Here is a 15,546-nt window from a genome sequence, read left to right as displayed (position 1 = left end):
CTGAACGTGCAAGGAATCAAGAGAGCGCAGAGGCTACGCTCTGCGCCGCCTCTGCGTGCCGACCTCCCGTTCCAGCCATGCAGTGCTTATTCGACCTGCAGGCGCTTGTGCTCCGTCGGCGCCTTCTTCGGCAGCGTCAGCGACAGCACGCCGTCCTGATACTGGGCGCTCGCCGTACTCTCGTCGATATCGCTAGCCAACGAGAATGAACGCGCAAACGCACCGCTATAACGCTCGCGGCGGATGACCCGCTCGCCTTCCTTCTGTTCGGTATTGCGTTCGACCTTCGCGTGTATCGACACCACATTGCCGTCGATCTTGACGTCGATGTCCTGCTTGTTCACGCCCGGCAATTCCGCCTTGACCGTGTAGGCCTGATCGCTCTCGGTCACATCGAGCTTCATCGCCGCCAGATCGTTGTCCTCCGTCGCGAGCAGACTGCGCATCGGGCGGAAAAGCCCCTGAAACAGGTCGGAAACCGGCTCGATCGAAAACGGGTCGTAACGTGTCAGATTGCTCATCGCCATTTCTCCTTTGAGCTGTGACTCGCCGCACGGTCCACTCGTCGAACCGCACGACTGCCTGGGCTTGTGCCCACACCTTGCGCACCGCACGCTGCGATGCGCTCCGTCTTCAATCTAAGAACACGCGGCTTTTCTCAATTGATCTGGCTCAATGCCAGGGCTTCCGCCCGGCGCGTTGACGCCGCGCTGTCGCGCGGTCGTTCGCCACGAGCAGACGCTTGATTTAAATCAAGGGCGATGGGTCGCCCATTCTTAGACTCGAATCAATTCGTCGCCCGCTTCGGGTTGGGCCGCGATTGCTGGCCCGCGATTGCTGGCCGATTGCTGGCCGATTGCCGCTCGCCCGATTGCCACTCCTCCTTCCCGGAGTCCTGCCATGACCTACAAGACCTTGACGGTTCATCTGGATACGAGCGCGCGCGCCAGCGCACGGCTCTCGCTCGCCTTGAAGCTTGCGCGCACGTATGGTTCGCATCTGAACGGCCTGTTCGCCGTCTTCGAGCCGAGCCCGCGCGAGTTCTATGTCATGGCGGGCACCGCCGACTACTACGACGCGCACCGCAAGCTCCGCGCGGAGCAGCGCGCCGCGATCGAGCGGCTGTTCCATGCGGAGCTTGCGCGCGCGCAGGTCGAGGGCGTGTGGCTGGCCGCCGGGGACGAACCGGTCGCCGCCGTCACGCAGCGCAGCCGCAGTTCCGACCTGACCATCATCGGGCAAACCGATCTGAACGAACCGGAGGCCTACGTGGCCGATCATTTCGCCGAGTCCATCGTGCTGGGCGCCGGCGGCCCCGTGCTCGTGATGCCGTACACCGGCTACTTCGAATCGGTCGGCGAGCGCGTGCTGATCGGGTGGAACGGCAGCCGCGAGGCGGCGCGCGCGGTTCACGATGCGATTCCTTTCATCGCGCGCGCCGCGCACGTCACGATTGCCGCCACGTCGAGCACCTTCAAGTCCGGGGCGTCTCCGGCTTCGTGCACGGATCTGGCGGCCATGCTCGCACGCCATGGCGCGAACACGGTCGACATCGCCCACATCGACCGCGGCGCCTCGGAATCCACCGGCGACGCCCTGCTCAACTACGCTGCGGATGGCGGCTTCGACCTGCTCGTGATGGGGGCGTACGGCCACGCGCGGCTACAGGAAACGGTGCTGGGCGGCGCGACGCGCTCGATCCTGAGCACGATGACGCTGCCCGTGCTCATGTCCCATTGAACGGCCACGCATCTCACGCTCCCCACACGTCCCGCAAGCCGCTCTTCCCGCGTCCCCGGACGAGCCTGGAGGCACACCATGTATTCCCGCATTCTCGTTGCACTCGACGGCAGCCAGACCGCTTCCACAGCGCTCGATGCCGCGATCCAGCTCGCGCGCGATCACGGCGCGGAGTTGCAGCCCCTTTATGTGATCGACATTCCGGTGCTCGCCTACGACGTGCCGGGCTTCGATCCCTCGATCGTCCGCGATGCGTACGTCGAAGAAAGCCGGCTGATCAGCACCGACGCCCAGACGCGCATGACATCCGCGGGCGTGAAAGGCGCGCCGCGCACGGCCGAAGTCGAGCTGGGCGTGGAAGACATCGCGCAATGCATCGAACGCGTGGCCGCCGAGTGGGGCGCGGACCTGATCGTCATGGGCACGCACGGACGCCGCGGCGTGCGGCGGCTGGTGCTTGGCAGCGTCGCGGAGCGCGTGCTGCGCAGTGCGTGCCGCCCCGTGCTGCTGGTGCCCGCACGGGCCGCAGCGCCCGAGGCCAAAACGACCGATGACCGCCCGGCAAGCGTGACGGCATGAGTCTCGCGCAGGCGAACGCCACCGTTGCACCACTACCCCGTTGCCCGGCTGCGATGCCTGCAACGACCCTTGGGGTCCAGGGTCTGTTCACATTGGAAACAGGCTTGCGAACGTGCCTTTCCGGCTGCAGTGCAATGAGGGCGTCGCAATGCGGCCGGAAAAGCACGTTCCCCAAATCAACAATTTCATTCCAGGGGCTGGCCGCCAGAAGGGCCGATCGCCGCGTCATGCTCCTCACGAATACGTCGAGTATTCGCTTCGTCGCAATCCTCGCGCTCGGCCCTTCTGGCGGCCAGCGCAAGCCTGTTTCCAATGTGAACAGACCCTAGCGCATCGTCAGCACCGCGGCGCCCGTGAAGCGGCCCGCGCGCAGGTCCGCGAGCGCCTCGTTCGCCCGCGCGAGCGGCCAAGCCGTGGTTTCGATCTCGATCTTGTGTCTTGCGGCAATGGCCATGAACGCCGCGCCGTCCTCGCGCGTGAGGTTCGCCACCGAAACGATGCGGCGCTCCTCCCACAGCCATGCGTACGGAAACGATGGAATGTCGCTCATGTGAATGCCGCCGCACACGACCGTGCCGCCCTTGGTCACGGCGCGCAGCGCGGCGGGCACCAGCGCGCCAACCGGCGCGAATAGCAGCGCGGCATCGAGCGGCTCGGGCGGCGTCTCGTCGCTGCCGCCCGCCCACGCCGCGCCCAGGCGCCGCGCGAAACGCTGCGCGTCGAGGTCGCCGGGACGCGTGAACGCATACACCGTGCGCCCCTGATGCCGCGCGACCTGCGCCACGATATGCGCCGCGGCGCCGAACCCGTAGATGCCGATACAGGGCGCGTCGCCCGCCATCGCCAGCGTGCGGTAGCCGATCAGCCCGGCGCACAGAAGCGGCGCGGCTTCGATATCGCCGTACTGGCGCGGCAAGTGGAAGCAATAACGCGCGTCGGCGACCGTGCGCTCGGCATAGCCGCCGTCGATCGTGTAGCCCGTGAAGCCGGGCGCGTCGCAAAGGTTTTCACGCCCGCGCTGGCAAAAGCGGCACTGTCCGCAAGTGTGGCCGAGCCACGGCACGCCCACCCGGTCGCCCGGCGCGAAGCCCGTGACGCCCGCGCCGAGCGCCGCCACCGTGCCGACGATTTCGTGCCCCGGAATCACCGGCCGCTTCGGGTGCGGCAGATCGCCGTCGACCACATGGAGGTCGGTGCGGCACACGCCGCAGGCATGAACGTCGATCAGCAACTGGCCCGCTGCGGGAACCGGGTCCGGCACATCGGCCTCCCGCAACTGCGGACTCGCACCGTCGAATAGCATGGCTCGCATCGTCGATCTCCCGTCGATCCGGAATGAATCCTCCGGCACTGCGTCAATTCTCGCTCTTCCCGTTATTCCCGATTCGATATCAGCATCACACGCCTCCAGCGTAGGCAATTTCCGACACCGACACTACACATCACACGCCAATCTCAGCTAGCGCTGATTGTTGCCGGCCGCCCCAAAACCAATACTTAAGGCGTGACGAGAGCAACTGCGCACGGGCCATGCCGCAAGACCCGGCTTCAGTCGCATCCGGATCGTCACACTGTTCGGGAGCAAGCCATCATGGGCCAGCGCGAAGAATCGGAATGCACAGACGTCCTGTTCACCTGCGATCTGTCCGTCGGAGCCCATCTCGCCACGCGGCGGCCAGGCTATGTGCATCACGGCATCTACATCGGAAACGGCCGCGTCATTCACTACGCCGGTTTCTCCCGCCATCTCGGCAGCGGCCCGGTCGAAGTCATCTCGATCGAGGATTTTTCGGCGGGTTTCGGTCTCCAGCTCGTCCAGCATCCACACGCGCAATACACCGGCCGCGAAATCGCGCGCCGCGCGGCATCTCGCCTCGGCGAGCACAACTACAAGCTGCTGACCAACAACTGCGAGCACCTGTGCCTCTGGTGCGTGCTCGGGCAAGGACGCAGCCATCAGGTCGATGCCTGCATGCGCAACCCCGCCCGCGCCATGCGCGTGCTGTGCACGCTGCTCCTCTGCAAGGTGGTCCGTGACTGGATGCAAGCCACATCGGGCAGGACCATCGAAGCCTCGGTCCCGGCGATGAGCTGATCCACATTGACGACTTGCGCACGCGTCGAACTGGGCGCGAACCAGGCGCAAGTCCAGCGCGGCAACGACATGCGCCGCCGCGCGACGAGCGCCGTCCCCGACGGCCGCTTGCCGCACCGCCCCGCTCGCCTCCATTGCTCACATAGGCGTGAAGTACGTGGGATAGCCGAGATGGTCCTCGATGCCCTTCACGCCGGCGACGCGTTCGGCACACACGGATATGGCCTTGCGCTCTTCCTCGGAGGTCACGGTACCCCAAAGATGGACCACCCCGTCCTTCACCACGATGTTATCCGCCGGCATCGCCCAGCGATGCGCATCGAGCGCATGCAACACGCTTTGGCGAATCGCCTCGTCGGAAGCGAGCACCTCGGGGCCGGCCTGCGCCGCGCGCGCAAGCGCCGCGACCAGGTTCGAGCGGCTCACGATGCCGAGCACTTTTCCGTCCGCCACCACCGGCACCCGCTTGATGTGATGCCGCTCGAGCAAGTCCGCGACTTCGGCAAGCGGCGTGGCCGGAAGCACGGAAATTACGTTCTCCGTCATGATGTCGCTGACCTTGACGGCATGCTCCTTCAGGTATTCCGCCGCGAGCTTGCGGGTCGAATACAGGAACTCCGCGAGCCACGAACGCTGCGGCTTGCCGGTCCCCGTCTCCACGCGGCGCAGCAGATCGCCTTCGCTCACGAGACCGATGATCGTTCCGGCCTCGTCGACGACCGGCAAGCCGCTGATGTGATGCTTCGCCATGAGTTCGGCCGCCTCGAATACGGTTGCGGTGGACGCGACGGACACGACGTCCGTGGTCATGATGTCCGATGCTTGCATGAGTGTTCTCCTCGATATAGGTCAGCACTTCGACCACACTCAATGTAGGCTTCGACGGCCACTTTATCTTGATGCTGATCAATTGATCCCGGCAGCGATCGCACGGCGCGGCGGGCGCTCTTTCATGCCAATGCAGAGCGCGCTTGTCGCCGCTGACACCTTAGCCGATCACCGCGACACCGTCCGCCGCCCTGACGCCCTGCCCGTCTGGTAATGCGAAGATCGGATTGATCTCCGCCTCGAGCAAACGCGAACCAACCGCGGCCGCCATGCGTGCGAACGCGACAATCGCCGATGCAAGCGCATCGATATCCGCACGCGGTCGGCCCCTGAATCCGTCGAGCAATGAAAACGTCTTGAGTTCCCGGATCAGTGCCAACGCCTCTTCGCGCGAGAGACCGGACTCGGAATCGAGCATGCGCATCGACGTGTCCTTGATCAGCTCCGCCGTGACGCCCCCCATGCCGAGAAGCACGGCCGTACCCAGCGGGTCGCGGTGCAGACCGAGAATGAGCTCGACGCCTCCCGTCACCATTTCCTGAACGAGGAAAGCCTGCACGGGCGTCCCCGTTGCCGTCTCGACCTCGTCGCGCATCCGGTTGAGCCGTGCGCCGACCGAGCTGGCCGGGACGCCGACCGCCACGCCGCCGACATCGCTTTTGTGCGTAATGGTGTTCGAGAGCAGCTTCAGCACGACCTTGTCGCCGAGCGTGGATGCCGCTGCTTCGGCCTCCTTCGCGCTGCCGACCACGACTTCTCTAACCGACGGCACGCCGAACCGCGCGAACAGTGCTTTCGCCTGGGCTTCATCGAGAGACCCTGATGGCAGGTCGAGCGCGTCGGGTTCGACGCACGGGAGCGGCGCTTGCCCGTCACGGCCCTCGCGCAATGTCTCGCCGTACCGCCACATCGCTTCGATTGCGCTCGTCGCGCTCTCCGGGCTGGTAAAGGCCGGCACCCCCTCGCGATTCAGCAAACGGGTAATGGCCGGTGCGTGCGGACTCACGTACGCCACCACGGGCTTGTTCGTGCCGGGCAATGAATCCCGGATGGCGTTGGCCATCAGATCGGGCATCGCCAGCCCCGAAGAGCCGACGATGACGGCGACCGCGTCATAGCCCGGACTGTCCAGCAGGGTGCGGATTGCCCCGCGCAGCAACTCGGGCTGCAGGCCGGCCAGCGTGACGTCGATCGGGTTGCGATCGAGCACGGCGTGCTCACCCGTTTGCAGCGCCCGCAAACGGGCTGCGGTCGTCTCATCGGGCGGCGGCGTTTCGAAGCCTGCCACGCCCAGACTGTCGGCGACCAGGGTGCCGGCGCCGCCCGTCGAAGTCAGAATGGCGACGCGCTTGCCTGCGGGGTGCCGGCCCACCGAAAGCGCATTGGGAAGGTCGAGCAGGTCTGCGAAGGTGCCGGCCCGGATCACGCCGGTCTGGCGGAACAACGCGTCGTACATCCGGTCGGAGCCGGCCAGCGCGCCGGTGTGCGAGACGGCCGAGCGGGCGCCGGACTCCGATCGTCCGATCTTGAACGCAACCACCGGCTTGCCCGCTTGCCTGGCGCGCAACGCAGCGGCACGGAAGCGCTGCGGATGGCGCACGGCTTCCATGTACAACGCAATGACGGACGTGGCATCGTCGTCAACCAGATAGTCGATGAAGTCCGCCATGTCCAGATCGGCTTCGTTGCTGGTCGATACGAGCTTCGAGAGCCCGATGCCGCTCGCCGCCGCGCGCGAGAGCAGCGCACCGAGAATGCCGCCGCTCTGCGACACCACGCCGATGCTGCCGGCCAGCAAGCCATCGGTTTCCAGCGCGCCGCTCGCCGATAGCGTGATGCCGTCCGTCAGGTTGACGAGGCCGATCGTATTCGGCCCGAGCAGCCGCATCGAGCCCGCCGCCTCCAGGAGTTGAGCCTGGCGCTGGGCGCCTTGCGCACCGGTCTCGGCATAACCGCTCGCGAGCACGATTGCCGCGCGTGCGCCGCGCTTCGCCAGCTCTCCCACTGCGAGATGCGCGCGCTCCGCGCCGAGCAGCACAATACCGACGTCGGGCGCTGCCGGCAGGGATGCGACGTCCGGGTAGCACTTCAGCCCGTCGATGGCCTCATAACGTGGATTGACGGGATAGACGGTCCCCGTGAAACCGTGCTTTTTCAGGTACGCAACCGGCCGGCCAGCGGTCTTCGAAGGATCGGCGGATGCGCCGATCACCGCAACACTTTGCGGACGCATCAGATGGGAAATTCCGTTCATGACGGTGTCCTTATCATTGTTTGTTCAGGAATGCATGCACGGCTTCGCGATGCTCGCGGCTCGTGTAGCAGACCGCCTGCGCCTGGCTGCCCTGAGCGAATACCTGATGTGCCGACAATTCGTAGCTCTGGTTCAGGATGGTCTTGCCGAGCGCCAGCGCCGTAGCGGAGCCCTGGCCAAGCTCCAGCGCCCAGGCGCGGGCCTCTTCGACCAAACGCTGCGGTGCGCACACGCGATCGGCGATACCGATTTCTAGCGCCTCTTTCGCTTCGACGCGGCGGCCGCTGAAGATCAGGTCTTTCGCGCGCGGCACACCCACGCGCCGCGGAAGGAAATACAGGCCGCCGCCATCCGGAATCAATCCGCGCCGGATGTAGCTCCATGCGAAGCTGGCTTCTTCCGAGGCGATGATGAAATCGCAGGCCAGCGCCATGTCGGCGCCCAGTCCTGCCGCTGCCCCGTTGACGGCCGCGATGGTGGGCTTGGGCATCGAGTAGAGCAGGTTCACGCTGTGATGCACGCGCTGCTGGCGCGACCAGCCATTGAACGCCACTTCGCCGGCTGGCGCTTCCATACGTTGCGCCATGCCGCTTACGTCGCCGCCTGCGCAGAATCCCTTGCCGTTGCCGGTCAGAACGACGGCCCGCACGGCGGCGTCGCGCGCCACGTTTTCGAGCAGGGTGATGAGTTCGGAGCGCATGTCGTCGGTAATGGCGTTGCGCTTTTCAGGCCGGTTCAGGGTGATGAGCGCGATGCCCGATTCCACTGCAAACTCGATCATGGATGTATTCATGGTTGTTACGGCTCTTCGGACGATATGAGTTGGAGGATGGCGCCGCAGTGCGAGGCGGCGCATCGTGTGATGAAGCATAGCCTTGGCGCTTGCGACGGGCATCGGGCGCGTTTCACTGCATGGAACAAGGCCGCTTTCGCGTACCTTCGCGTACCTTCGCGTACCCTCGCGTGCACGCGCCTCGCGGCACGGCGCAGCACTGCGCCGTTCACTGCGGAGCCGGGCCTCCGACCGGATCAAGGCCGGCCTGCTCGAGGATGCGTTTCGCCTCGGGCGTCTGCAGATAGCGAATCAGCGCGCTTGCGGCGTCGGGCTCCGCGGCATGCCGGGCGACGGCTGCGGCGATCACGCTCACCTTTGCAGCGGCTCGGGAAGCGGCCCGACGTATTGGATGCCGTCGATTGCGCGCAGCTCGCTGATCTGCTGCAGGCCCATGTCCGCGTCGCCGCGTTTCAGCGCCACGCCGACCAGCTCCTTGCCTTTGATCTGGACCGTCTTGCGTTGCAGGGCATCGGCCACGCCGAGCTTCGGAAAGAGCGTCTCGGTGATGTACTTGCCGCTCGCGCCCTCCGAGAACGCAATCGAGTGTGCGCCGAGCAAGGCCGTTCGCACCGCGTCGACCGAGCCAATGTCGGGCTTCGGCACGCCCGCGCGCACGGCGATGCCGATGCGTGAAATCGCGACGTCGGTGCGCGTGCCCTCGACGAAATAACCTTGGCGGATCTGCTCGTCGAGCGCCGCGCCGATCATGAAACACACATCCATCGGCTCGTGGTTCCTGATGCGCACCGGCAAGTCGTCTGGCGAATTGCCGTATGAAGGCCCCCAGGACAGAATCAGCCTTTTGCCGGTCGATGCTTCGAAAGCCGGGACGATCTTGCGAAAGGCCGCCGACAATGCCCCGGTCGCAAGAACATGGACGTCTGCGGCCTGCGCAGTCAAGGCACCGCACAGCGAAAGCAGTATCGGTGCAACAATACGCAAACCAGCGCGCTTGATGGGGATATTCATGGGTTCACATCGCTCCTGTTGGTGAAGACAATCCACGGCGGCCTGCAATGGTCCGATCCGCTTCGTTTGTGCGAGCCGGGGCGCTGGCCCGGCACCGCGTGCGCCAGGCACTCCTTTGCTTCCGACACGATGAATGCTTCTGAAAAGGCCCTTCGCACGGCGCCTGACGCCGTACTGAACCGCTCTCTCGAACGGGGGCTACTACTGCTGCGGGCCTTCGGCCCAGGCGCCGATGCACTCGGCAACGGCGACTTCGTCGAGCGCACCGGATTGCCGAAGGCCACGGTGAGCCGCCTCGCGCGCACGCTGGTGGAGTGCGGGTTTCTCGAACACGACGCCGCGCGCCAGGTCTACCGGCTCGGCGTGCCGATACTGAGCGTGGCGCACGCCATGCGCACAGGATCGAAAGTCCTGCAGGCGGGCGCGCCGCTGATGCGCGAAGCCGCGCAAAAGCGCCAGATCAACGCGGGCCTCGCGGTGGCCGATGGCGACGACATGGTCTATCTCGAGTCCTTCCGCTACAACCAGCGTGCCGCGCTGCGCACGGTCGTTTCCGGTCAGCGCGTGCCGATGGAGCTGACCGCGCTGGGACGCGCGCATTTGTCGACCTTGATCGAGGACGAGCGCGCGGCCCGGCTCGCATCGCTCGAGCGCCGCAGCAGCCGACGCTGGAAACCCATGAAAACGCAGATCCTCGAAGCCATCGACCAAGTGCGCCGTCTGGGTTACTGCGTGGCAACCTGGCAGCCCGAAGTTGTCGCGCTTGCCACGCCGTTGATCGTGCCGGGGCATCAGCCGGTCATGCTGAATTTCAGCGTGCGCACGACCGACACGCCATCCAGCGTCTCGACCGCGCTCGCGGCGCCGCTCCTGCAGTTGCGCGACGCTATCGTTCATGCGGTGGCGGTGCTCGAGCCAGGCTGAGTTACTGTTCGCTGATTGCGCGCCTCGGCACGCCCAGCACGATCGCGAGCCCCCCGAGTATGGAGACGAGCGCGACGGCATAAAGCCCTGGCGCATTGCTGCCGAACCGCGTGGAAGCAAAGCCGATGACCGTCGGCGCGAGCATGCCGCCAAACTGCCCGAGGCTGCTGATGAGGCCGATGCCGCTCGCCGCCACCGCAGGCCTCAGATAGGCGGGCGGCAAGGTCCAGAAGAGCGAGAGCATGCCGAGATAGCCCGCGGTGGCGGCACACAGCAGCACCATCAATGCACCGACGTTATGTGCGAACAATGGCAGCAGCACGACGCCCACTGCGGCGAGCGCCGAGCTGACCAAGAAATGCCAGCGCCGTTCGAGCCTGCGGTCGGAGCTGCGCCCCATCAGATACATCGCGATAGCGCCAACGATGTACGGAATCGCCGACAACGCACCGATATGCCAGAAGTTCGTCACGCCACTGTTCTTGATGACGCTCGGCGCCCAGATATGAACCACGATGCTGGCCCAGGGCACGCTGAAATAGGCAAAGGTGAGGAAGTAGAACTTCGGCTCCCGAAGCGCGACCCAGATGGATTTCGGCGCACGCGCTTCTTTCAGTGCGGCTTCGCGGTGCAGCGCATCGAGCACGATGGCCTTTTCCTGCTCATTGAGCCACCGCGCCTCTTCGGGCCGATCGGTGAGGCACAGCCAGGCAACCACGCCTGCCAAAATGGATGGCGCCCCCTCGATGATGAACATCCATTGCCAGCCGTTCAATCCGAGCGCACCGGTGAGCTTTTCCAGGATGAGCCCCGACACCGGCCCGCTGACGATGCCTGACACGCAGATGGCGCTCATGAAAAGGGACGTCACCCGGGCCCGCCGCGCGGCGGGAAACCAGTAGGTGAAGTAAAGGATGACCCCCGGGAAGAAGCCCGCTTCGGCCACGCCGAGCAGCACGCGAGCGAAATAGAACTCCATAGGGGTGCGGACGAATGCCGTGCAGGCCGACACCACGCCCCAGAAGGTCATGATGCGCAACAGCGTCAGGCGAATGCCGATACGCTGCAACCAGAGATTGCTGGGCACCTCCAGCAGCATGTAGCCGAGGTAGAAGAGTCCCACGCCAAGTCCGAACGCCGCCTCGGACAAGCCGACATCGCGCCGGAACTGAAGGTGGGCAAAACCAATGTTTGCCCGATCGATATAGGCAAACACATAACAGACGAAGAGCAGCGGCATCAGCCTCCATGTCACTTTGCGGTATACCGCTTCGGTCATCGAATGCTGGACGGCCGTCGCCTCGGGCGAGGGACTTGTCACTGCTTGCATGGTGTCTCCGGTCATTTATTGGCTGCGGAATGTGGATTGCGGCCCGGACCGTCCGGTCGGATCCCGCATGAACACGATTATGGTTGCCGCACGAAGAACACCAAGGGAGCCGTTCCACTGTGTGGAACACGCAACCGGGCCGGAGCACCATGGGGACATGATCATTGCGCGCAAGCCCGAAAGCCATCTCGAGGTTTACAATCGGCTCGGCGGCGGCGCTTCGACCGAAAAATTAACCTGCTTTGCGGGCAGATGAAGGTGTCGCGCTCAATCACATTACGCTGGATGCGCGCGAACCGGTCTTCCGGAACCGCAAACTCTGAGACTTTCGATGGAACTCCGGCAGTTACGATATTTCGTCAGCGTCATCGAACACGGCAGCATGGGCCGGGCGGCGCTCGAGCTGGGCGTCGTCACGTCGGCGCTCAGCCAGCAGATCAGCAGGCTGGAAAGCGAGCTCTCCACGCGCCTGCTGCAGCGAACCTCGAGCGGCGTCGTGCCCACCGATGCCGGTCTCGCATTCTGGCGTCAGGCGCAACTCGCGCTGCGCCACATCGACGACGCCGCCCTGGCCGCCCGCCAGGCGCGCCTCTCGGGCCACGTCAGCGTGGGGCTCGCGCCCAGCACGGCAGGGGTGCTCGGGCTCGCGTTCATGCAGGCGATGCGCGAGCGCTATCCCGACGTGCGGCTGCGCATGGTCGAAAGCCTCTCCGGTTATCTGGGCGCGATGCTCGGCGCACGGCAAATCGATCTGGCGATCCTGTTCCGCGAAGAGCCCGCGCAACGCTGGAGCGTCATGCCCCTGCTCGATGAGCGCCTGTTCGTGATCGGTGCGGCGACGCTGCCCGGCATGCCTGAGCGGCCGAGAACCTCGATCGCGAAGCTGGGCGCCCTGCCGCTGATCCTGCCAAGCGGCGCACACGGCCTTCGCGCCCTGCTCGACGCCGCCTTCAAGCGCGCCGGCTACGCGCCGCGCATCGCCGCCGAGATCGACGGTCTCGCCATGCTCATGGACGCCGTGCGCGGCGGACTCGGCGCAACGATTCAGCCCGGAGCGGCGCTCGCACGCGCCGAGAACGCATCTCTGGCGAGCGCGCCGCTGGTCGAGAAATACGCGACGAGACCGAACCTGATCGCGAGCGTCTCGGACGACGAGCTTTCGCCCGCCGGCCTTGCCGCACGCGTCGTGCTCGCCGACGTCGCGCGCGATACGCTCGCCGCTGGCCGCTGGCCTGGCGCAACCCTGCGTCGACCCACCCTTCACAAAGCCTGAAGACCCCTTGCCGGCCCCCTGATGGCGGCGCCCACCGGCGCTTCTTATAGTTGTCTCAAAGGAGACAACTCAGATGGTGGACGTTCTTGTAATCGGCGGCGGCAATGCCGCGCTGTGTGCGGCTTTGATGGCGCGAGAAGCCGGCGCCTCTGTCCTGCTTCTCGAATCGGCGCCGCGCGAATGGCGCGGCGGAAATTCCCAGCACACTCGCAACCTGCGCTGCATGCACGACGCGCCGCAGGACGTGCTGGTCGATGCGTATCCGGAAGAGGAATACTGGCAAGACTTGCTCAAGGTGACCGGCGGCATCACGAACGAGGCGCTCGCGCGGCTCGTGATCCGGGCCTCATCGACGTGCCGTCCGTGGATGCGCAAGCACGGCGTGCGCTTTCAGCCGCCGCTTTCCGGCGCCCTGCACGTCGCGCGGACCAATGCGTTCTTCATGGGCGGCGGCAAGGCACTCGTGAATGCCTACTACCGCAGCGCCGAAGCGCTCGGGGTGCAGATCCGCTACGACACGCCTGTCGACGCAATCGAGCTGGAGGCGGGCCGCTTCGTCGCGGCGCGCAGCGGCGGGCAACGTTTCGAGGCGCGCGCCTGCGTGCTCGCGGCCGGCGGGTTCGAATCGAATCGCGAATGGCTGCGAGAAGCGTGGGGACAAAACGAGCGCGGCGAATGGCCCGCCGAGAACTTTCTCATTCGCGGCACGCGCTTCAATCAGGGCGTCCTGCTCAAGCACATGATCGACTCGGGAGCGGATGCGATTGGCGATCCGTCGCAGTCGCACTGCGTGGCCATCGACGCCCGCGCGCCGCTCTATGATGGCGGCATCTGCACGCGCATCGACTGCGTGTCGCTCGGCGTCGTCGTCAACCGCGACGCACAGCGTTTTTACGACGAAGGCGAAGACTTCTGGCCAAAGCGCTATGCGATCTGGGGGCGGCTCGTCGCGCAGCAGCCGGGCCAGATCGGCTACTCGATCATCGACGCGAAGGCCATCGGGCGCTTCATGCCTCCGGTCTTTCCCGGCGCGAAAGCCGATTCGCCAAACGATCTCGCGCGTCAACTGAGTCTTCCCGAAGCCGCGTTCGTCGAGACGATTCGCGCCTACAACGCCGCGTGCCGCGCCGGCACCTTCGATCACACGGCACTCGACGACTGCCGCACCGAAGGTCTCGTGCCAGCGAAAACACACTGGGCGCGGCCCATCGATACCCCTCCCTTCTTCGGCTATGCATTGCGCCCGGGCATCACGTTCACCTATCTGGGGCTCAAGGTCAATGAACACGCCCAGGTCCATTTCGGCGGACGCCCGAGCGAAAACCTTTTCGTAGCAGGGGAAATGATGGCCGGCAACGTGCTCGGCAAGGGTTATACGGCCGGCGTCGGCATGTCGATCGGCACCGCGTTCGGACGCATTGCCGGCACCCGCGCCGCGATGGCCGCTGCTCATCACACTGGAGTTGAACGTGCAAAAGCTTGAAGCACTTGCCCGCGAGGCGCGAGAACTCGCCTCGCCTTCCGTCGCCGTCCCGCGCACCACCATGAGCGAGCCCGCGACGCCGGTCATCCGCGTGCTCCCCCTCACCCAAAATGAAGCGGAAGTCGCACGGCAGATGCAGATCTGCAATGCATGCCGTTACTGCGAAGGATTCTGCGCGGTCTTTCCCGCGATGACACGGCGCCTCGAATTCGCCAAGGCGGACGTCAACTATCTCGCCAACCTGTGCCACAACTGCGGCGCGTGCTATCACGCTTGCCAGTACGCGCCGCCCCATGAGTTCGCCGTGAACGTGCCGAAGGCAATGGCCAAGGTCCGCGTCGAAACCTATGCGGAGTATGCGTGGCCCGCATCGATGGGTGCGCTCTACAAGCGCAATGGCTTGACCGTCGCGCTTGCACTCGCGATCGGGCTCGCCCTCTTTCTGGCGCTTGGCATCGGGTTCAAGGGCTCGCTGTTCGCGGGCGCATTGGGCGGCAACTTCTACGCGATCTTCCCGCATAACCTGCTCGCGGCGATGTTCGGCGCGCTCTTCTGCTTCGCGATCCTCGCGCTCGGCGTCGGCGTGTCGCGATTCTGGCGTGACGTGTCGGCGGGACCGGCCAGCGCGCCGGCCGTCGCCGAGGCCGCGAAGCATGCGCTCACCCTGACGTATCTCGACGGGGGCCATGGCGAAGGCTGCAACGAATCGAATGATGCGTTCACGCTCGCGCGGCGGCGTTTTCATCATTTGACTTTCTATGGCTTCATGCTGTGCTTCGCGGCAACGGTGGTGGCCACCTTCTATCACTACGCGCTCGACCTCCACGCGCCCTACCCGCTGCTCAGCCTGCCCGTGCTGCTCGGCACGACTGGCGGAATCGGCTTGCTCGCCGGACCGGCGGGCCTGCTCTGGCTCAACCTGCGTCGCGACCCGGACCGCGGCGACCCAAAGCAGCGTCCGATGGACCGCGGCTTCATCGCGCTGCTGCTGCTCACCAGCGCCTCGGGCCTCGCGCTCCTCGCGTGGCGCGATAGCGCCGCGATGGCCTGGCTGCTGGCCCTTCACCTCGGCGTCGTGATGGCGCTCTTCGCCACGCTGCCCTACGGAAAGTTCGCCCACGGGATCTATCGCAGCGCAGCGCTTCTCAAGTCATCGATCGAAAAGCGGCAAGCCAGCCGCCTGCAGCTCGGTTCGGATTGATGGCGCCCCCACCGAAATACTTTCGGTGGGCAAGC

Annotated in this window: 16 protein-coding genes; 8 read left to right on the top strand and 8 right to left on the bottom strand. The window is 65.5% G+C overall.

From position 1 onward, the window contains the following. Positions 1 to 86: 86 nt before the first annotated feature. Positions 87 to 521: an Hsp20/alpha crystallin family protein gene (locus tag P5W99_RS19230; protein WP_421026724.1), complete on the bottom strand. Its 435-nt coding sequence runs from the start codon at positions 519 to 521 to the stop codon at positions 87 to 89. A 379-nt stretch (positions 522 to 900) separates the two neighbouring features. Between P5W99_RS19230 and P5W99_RS19225 the strand changes: the two genes are divergently transcribed. Continuing rightward, positions 901 to 1,740: a universal stress protein gene (locus tag P5W99_RS19225; protein ID WP_421026723.1), complete on the top strand. Its 840-nt coding sequence runs from the start codon at positions 901 to 903 to the stop codon at positions 1,738 to 1,740. A gap of 78 nt (positions 1,741 to 1,818) precedes the next feature. Beyond that, on the top strand, positions 1,819 to 2,319 hold the full coding sequence (locus tag P5W99_RS19220) for a universal stress protein (RefSeq protein ID WP_421026722.1): 501 nt from the start codon (positions 1,819 to 1,821) through the stop codon (positions 2,317 to 2,319). A 325-nt stretch (positions 2,320 to 2,644) separates the two neighbouring features. On the opposite strand, the gene P5W99_RS19215 is transcribed toward P5W99_RS19220, so the two are convergent. Beyond that, positions 2,645 to 3,631 (bottom strand): zinc-dependent alcohol dehydrogenase family protein, encoded by a 987-nt coding sequence (locus P5W99_RS19215; protein WP_421026721.1) that lies wholly within the window; start codon positions 3,629 to 3,631, stop codon positions 2,645 to 2,647. Between the two features lie 279 nt (positions 3,632 to 3,910). On the opposite strand from P5W99_RS19215, the gene P5W99_RS19210 reads away from it, so the two are divergent. Beyond that, the gene (locus P5W99_RS19210; protein ID WP_421026720.1) at positions 3,911 to 4,414 is read left to right on the top strand and encodes a lecithin retinol acyltransferase family protein; all 504 of its coding nucleotides are present in this window, start codon (positions 3,911 to 3,913) and stop codon (positions 4,412 to 4,414) included. 138 nt (positions 4,415 to 4,552) lie between these two features. Here P5W99_RS19210 and P5W99_RS19205 read toward each other — a convergent pair whose 3' ends face one another. The 5 genes from P5W99_RS19205 to P5W99_RS19185 all read right to left on the bottom strand — a co-directional run bounded on the left by P5W99_RS19205 (position 4,553) and on the right by P5W99_RS19185 (position 9,300). Next, complete coding sequence (locus tag P5W99_RS19205; RefSeq protein WP_421026719.1) at positions 4,553 to 5,242, bottom strand: CBS domain-containing protein; 690 nt, start codon at positions 5,240 to 5,242, stop codon at positions 4,553 to 4,555. A gap of 160 nt (positions 5,243 to 5,402) precedes the next feature. Further along, on the bottom strand, positions 5,403 to 7,496 hold the full coding sequence (locus P5W99_RS19200) for an acetate--CoA ligase family protein (RefSeq protein WP_434664304.1): 2,094 nt from the start codon (positions 7,494 to 7,496) through the stop codon (positions 5,403 to 5,405). Positions 7,497 to 7,509: 13 nt separating this feature from the next. Then, positions 7,510 to 8,289, bottom strand: a complete 780-nt coding sequence (locus P5W99_RS19195) for an enoyl-CoA hydratase/isomerase family protein (RefSeq protein ID WP_421026717.1) — start codon at positions 8,287 to 8,289, stop codon at positions 7,510 to 7,512. A 208-nt stretch (positions 8,290 to 8,497) separates the two neighbouring features. Further along, positions 8,498 to 8,644, bottom strand: a complete 147-nt coding sequence (locus tag P5W99_RS19190; RefSeq protein WP_434664301.1) for a substrate-binding domain-containing protein — start codon at positions 8,642 to 8,644, stop codon at positions 8,498 to 8,500. Continuing rightward, entirely contained in the window at positions 8,641 to 9,300 is a 660-nt protein-coding gene (locus tag P5W99_RS19185) for a substrate-binding domain-containing protein (RefSeq protein WP_434664298.1), read from the bottom strand. Before P5W99_RS19185 ends, P5W99_RS19190 begins: the two co-directional genes overlap by 4 nt. Before the next feature lie 129 nt (positions 9,301 to 9,429). Between P5W99_RS19185 and P5W99_RS19180 the strand changes: the two genes are divergently transcribed. Continuing rightward, positions 9,430 to 10,224, top strand: coding sequence for an IclR family transcriptional regulator (locus P5W99_RS19180; RefSeq protein ID WP_421026715.1), 795 nt, complete (start codon positions 9,430 to 9,432; stop codon positions 10,222 to 10,224). A gap of 1 nt (position 10,225) precedes the next feature. Here P5W99_RS19180 and P5W99_RS19175 read toward each other — a convergent pair whose 3' ends face one another. Further along, positions 10,226 to 11,554, bottom strand: coding sequence for an MFS transporter (locus tag P5W99_RS19175; RefSeq protein ID WP_434664295.1), 1,329 nt, complete (start codon positions 11,552 to 11,554; stop codon positions 10,226 to 10,228). A gap of 67 nt (positions 11,555 to 11,621) precedes the next feature. On the opposite strand from P5W99_RS19175, the gene P5W99_RS19170 reads away from it, so the two are divergent. The 4 genes from P5W99_RS19170 to tcuB all read left to right on the top strand — a co-directional run bounded on the left by P5W99_RS19170 (position 11,622) and on the right by tcuB (position 15,511). After that, entirely contained in the window at positions 11,622 to 11,810 is a 189-nt protein-coding gene (locus P5W99_RS19170) for a hypothetical protein (RefSeq protein ID WP_421026713.1), read from the top strand. Positions 11,811 to 11,885: 75 nt separating this feature from the next. Further along, positions 11,886 to 12,827 carry a LysR substrate-binding domain-containing protein gene (locus tag P5W99_RS19165; RefSeq protein ID WP_434664293.1) on the top strand — a complete coding sequence of 314 codons (942 nt, stop codon included), beginning with the start codon at positions 11,886 to 11,888 and terminating at the stop codon, positions 12,825 to 12,827. 73 nt (positions 12,828 to 12,900) lie between these two features. Continuing rightward, positions 12,901 to 14,310, top strand: a complete 1,410-nt coding sequence (gene tcuA / locus P5W99_RS19160) for an FAD-dependent tricarballylate dehydrogenase TcuA (RefSeq protein ID WP_421026711.1) — start codon at positions 12,901 to 12,903, stop codon at positions 14,308 to 14,310. Further along, complete coding sequence (gene tcuB, locus P5W99_RS19155; RefSeq protein WP_421026710.1) at positions 14,297 to 15,511, top strand: tricarballylate utilization 4Fe-4S protein TcuB; 1,215 nt, start codon at positions 14,297 to 14,299, stop codon at positions 15,509 to 15,511. The genes tcuA and tcuB overlap by 14 nt, the downstream gene beginning before the upstream one ends. Positions 15,512 to 15,546: the final 35 nt, after the last annotated feature.

Origin of the sequence: Paraburkholderia sp. A3BS-1L (genome assembly GCF_051125215.1) — a bacterium.
GTDB lineage: Bacteria > Pseudomonadota > Gammaproteobacteria > Burkholderiales > Burkholderiaceae > Paraburkholderia.
Note: the sequence above shows the minus strand (reverse complement) of the source record. Positions and strands in the feature narration are given on the sequence as shown.

Bases quoted from the DNA above. Each gene is read 5' to 3' on its own strand.
- P5W99_RS19220 (WP_421026722.1), top strand. From the start codon at position 1,819: ATGTATTCCCGCATTCTCGTTGCACTCGACGGCAGCCAGACCGCTTCC.
- P5W99_RS19170 (WP_421026713.1), top strand. From the start codon at position 11,622: ATGAACACGATTATGGTTGCCGCACGAAGAACACCAAGGGAGCCGTTC.
- P5W99_RS19180 (WP_421026715.1), top strand. From the start codon at position 9,430: ATGAATGCTTCTGAAAAGGCCCTTCGCACGGCGCCTGACGCCGTACTG.
- P5W99_RS19195 (WP_421026717.1), bottom strand. From the start codon at position 8,289: ATGAATACATCCATGATCGAGTTTGCAGTGGAATCGGGCATCGCGCTC.
- P5W99_RS19205 (WP_421026719.1), bottom strand. From the start codon at position 5,242: ATGCAAGCATCGGACATCATGACCACGGACGTCGTGTCCGTCGCGTCC.
- P5W99_RS19175 (WP_434664295.1), bottom strand. From the start codon at position 11,554: ATGCAAGCAGTGACAAGTCCCTCGCCCGAGGCGACGGCCGTCCAGCAT.
- P5W99_RS19200 (WP_434664304.1), bottom strand. From the start codon at position 7,496: ATGAACGGAATTTCCCATCTGATGCGTCCGCAAAGTGTTGCGGTGATC.
- P5W99_RS19215 (WP_421026721.1), bottom strand. From the start codon at position 3,631: ATGCGAGCCATGCTATTCGACGGTGCGAGTCCGCAGTTGCGGGAGGCC.
- tcuA (WP_421026711.1), top strand. From the start codon at position 12,901: ATGGTGGACGTTCTTGTAATCGGCGGCGGCAATGCCGCGCTGTGTGCG.
- P5W99_RS19230 (WP_421026724.1), bottom strand. From the start codon at position 521: ATGAGCAATCTGACACGTTACGACCCGTTTTCGATCGAGCCGGTTTCC.
- P5W99_RS19185 (WP_434664298.1), bottom strand. From the start codon at position 9,300: ATGAATATCCCCATCAAGCGCGCTGGTTTGCGTATTGTTGCACCGATA.
- P5W99_RS19165 (WP_434664293.1), top strand. From the start codon at position 11,886: ATGGAACTCCGGCAGTTACGATATTTCGTCAGCGTCATCGAACACGGC.
- P5W99_RS19225 (WP_421026723.1), top strand. From the start codon at position 901: ATGACCTACAAGACCTTGACGGTTCATCTGGATACGAGCGCGCGCGCC.
- P5W99_RS19210 (WP_421026720.1), top strand. From the start codon at position 3,911: ATGGGCCAGCGCGAAGAATCGGAATGCACAGACGTCCTGTTCACCTGC.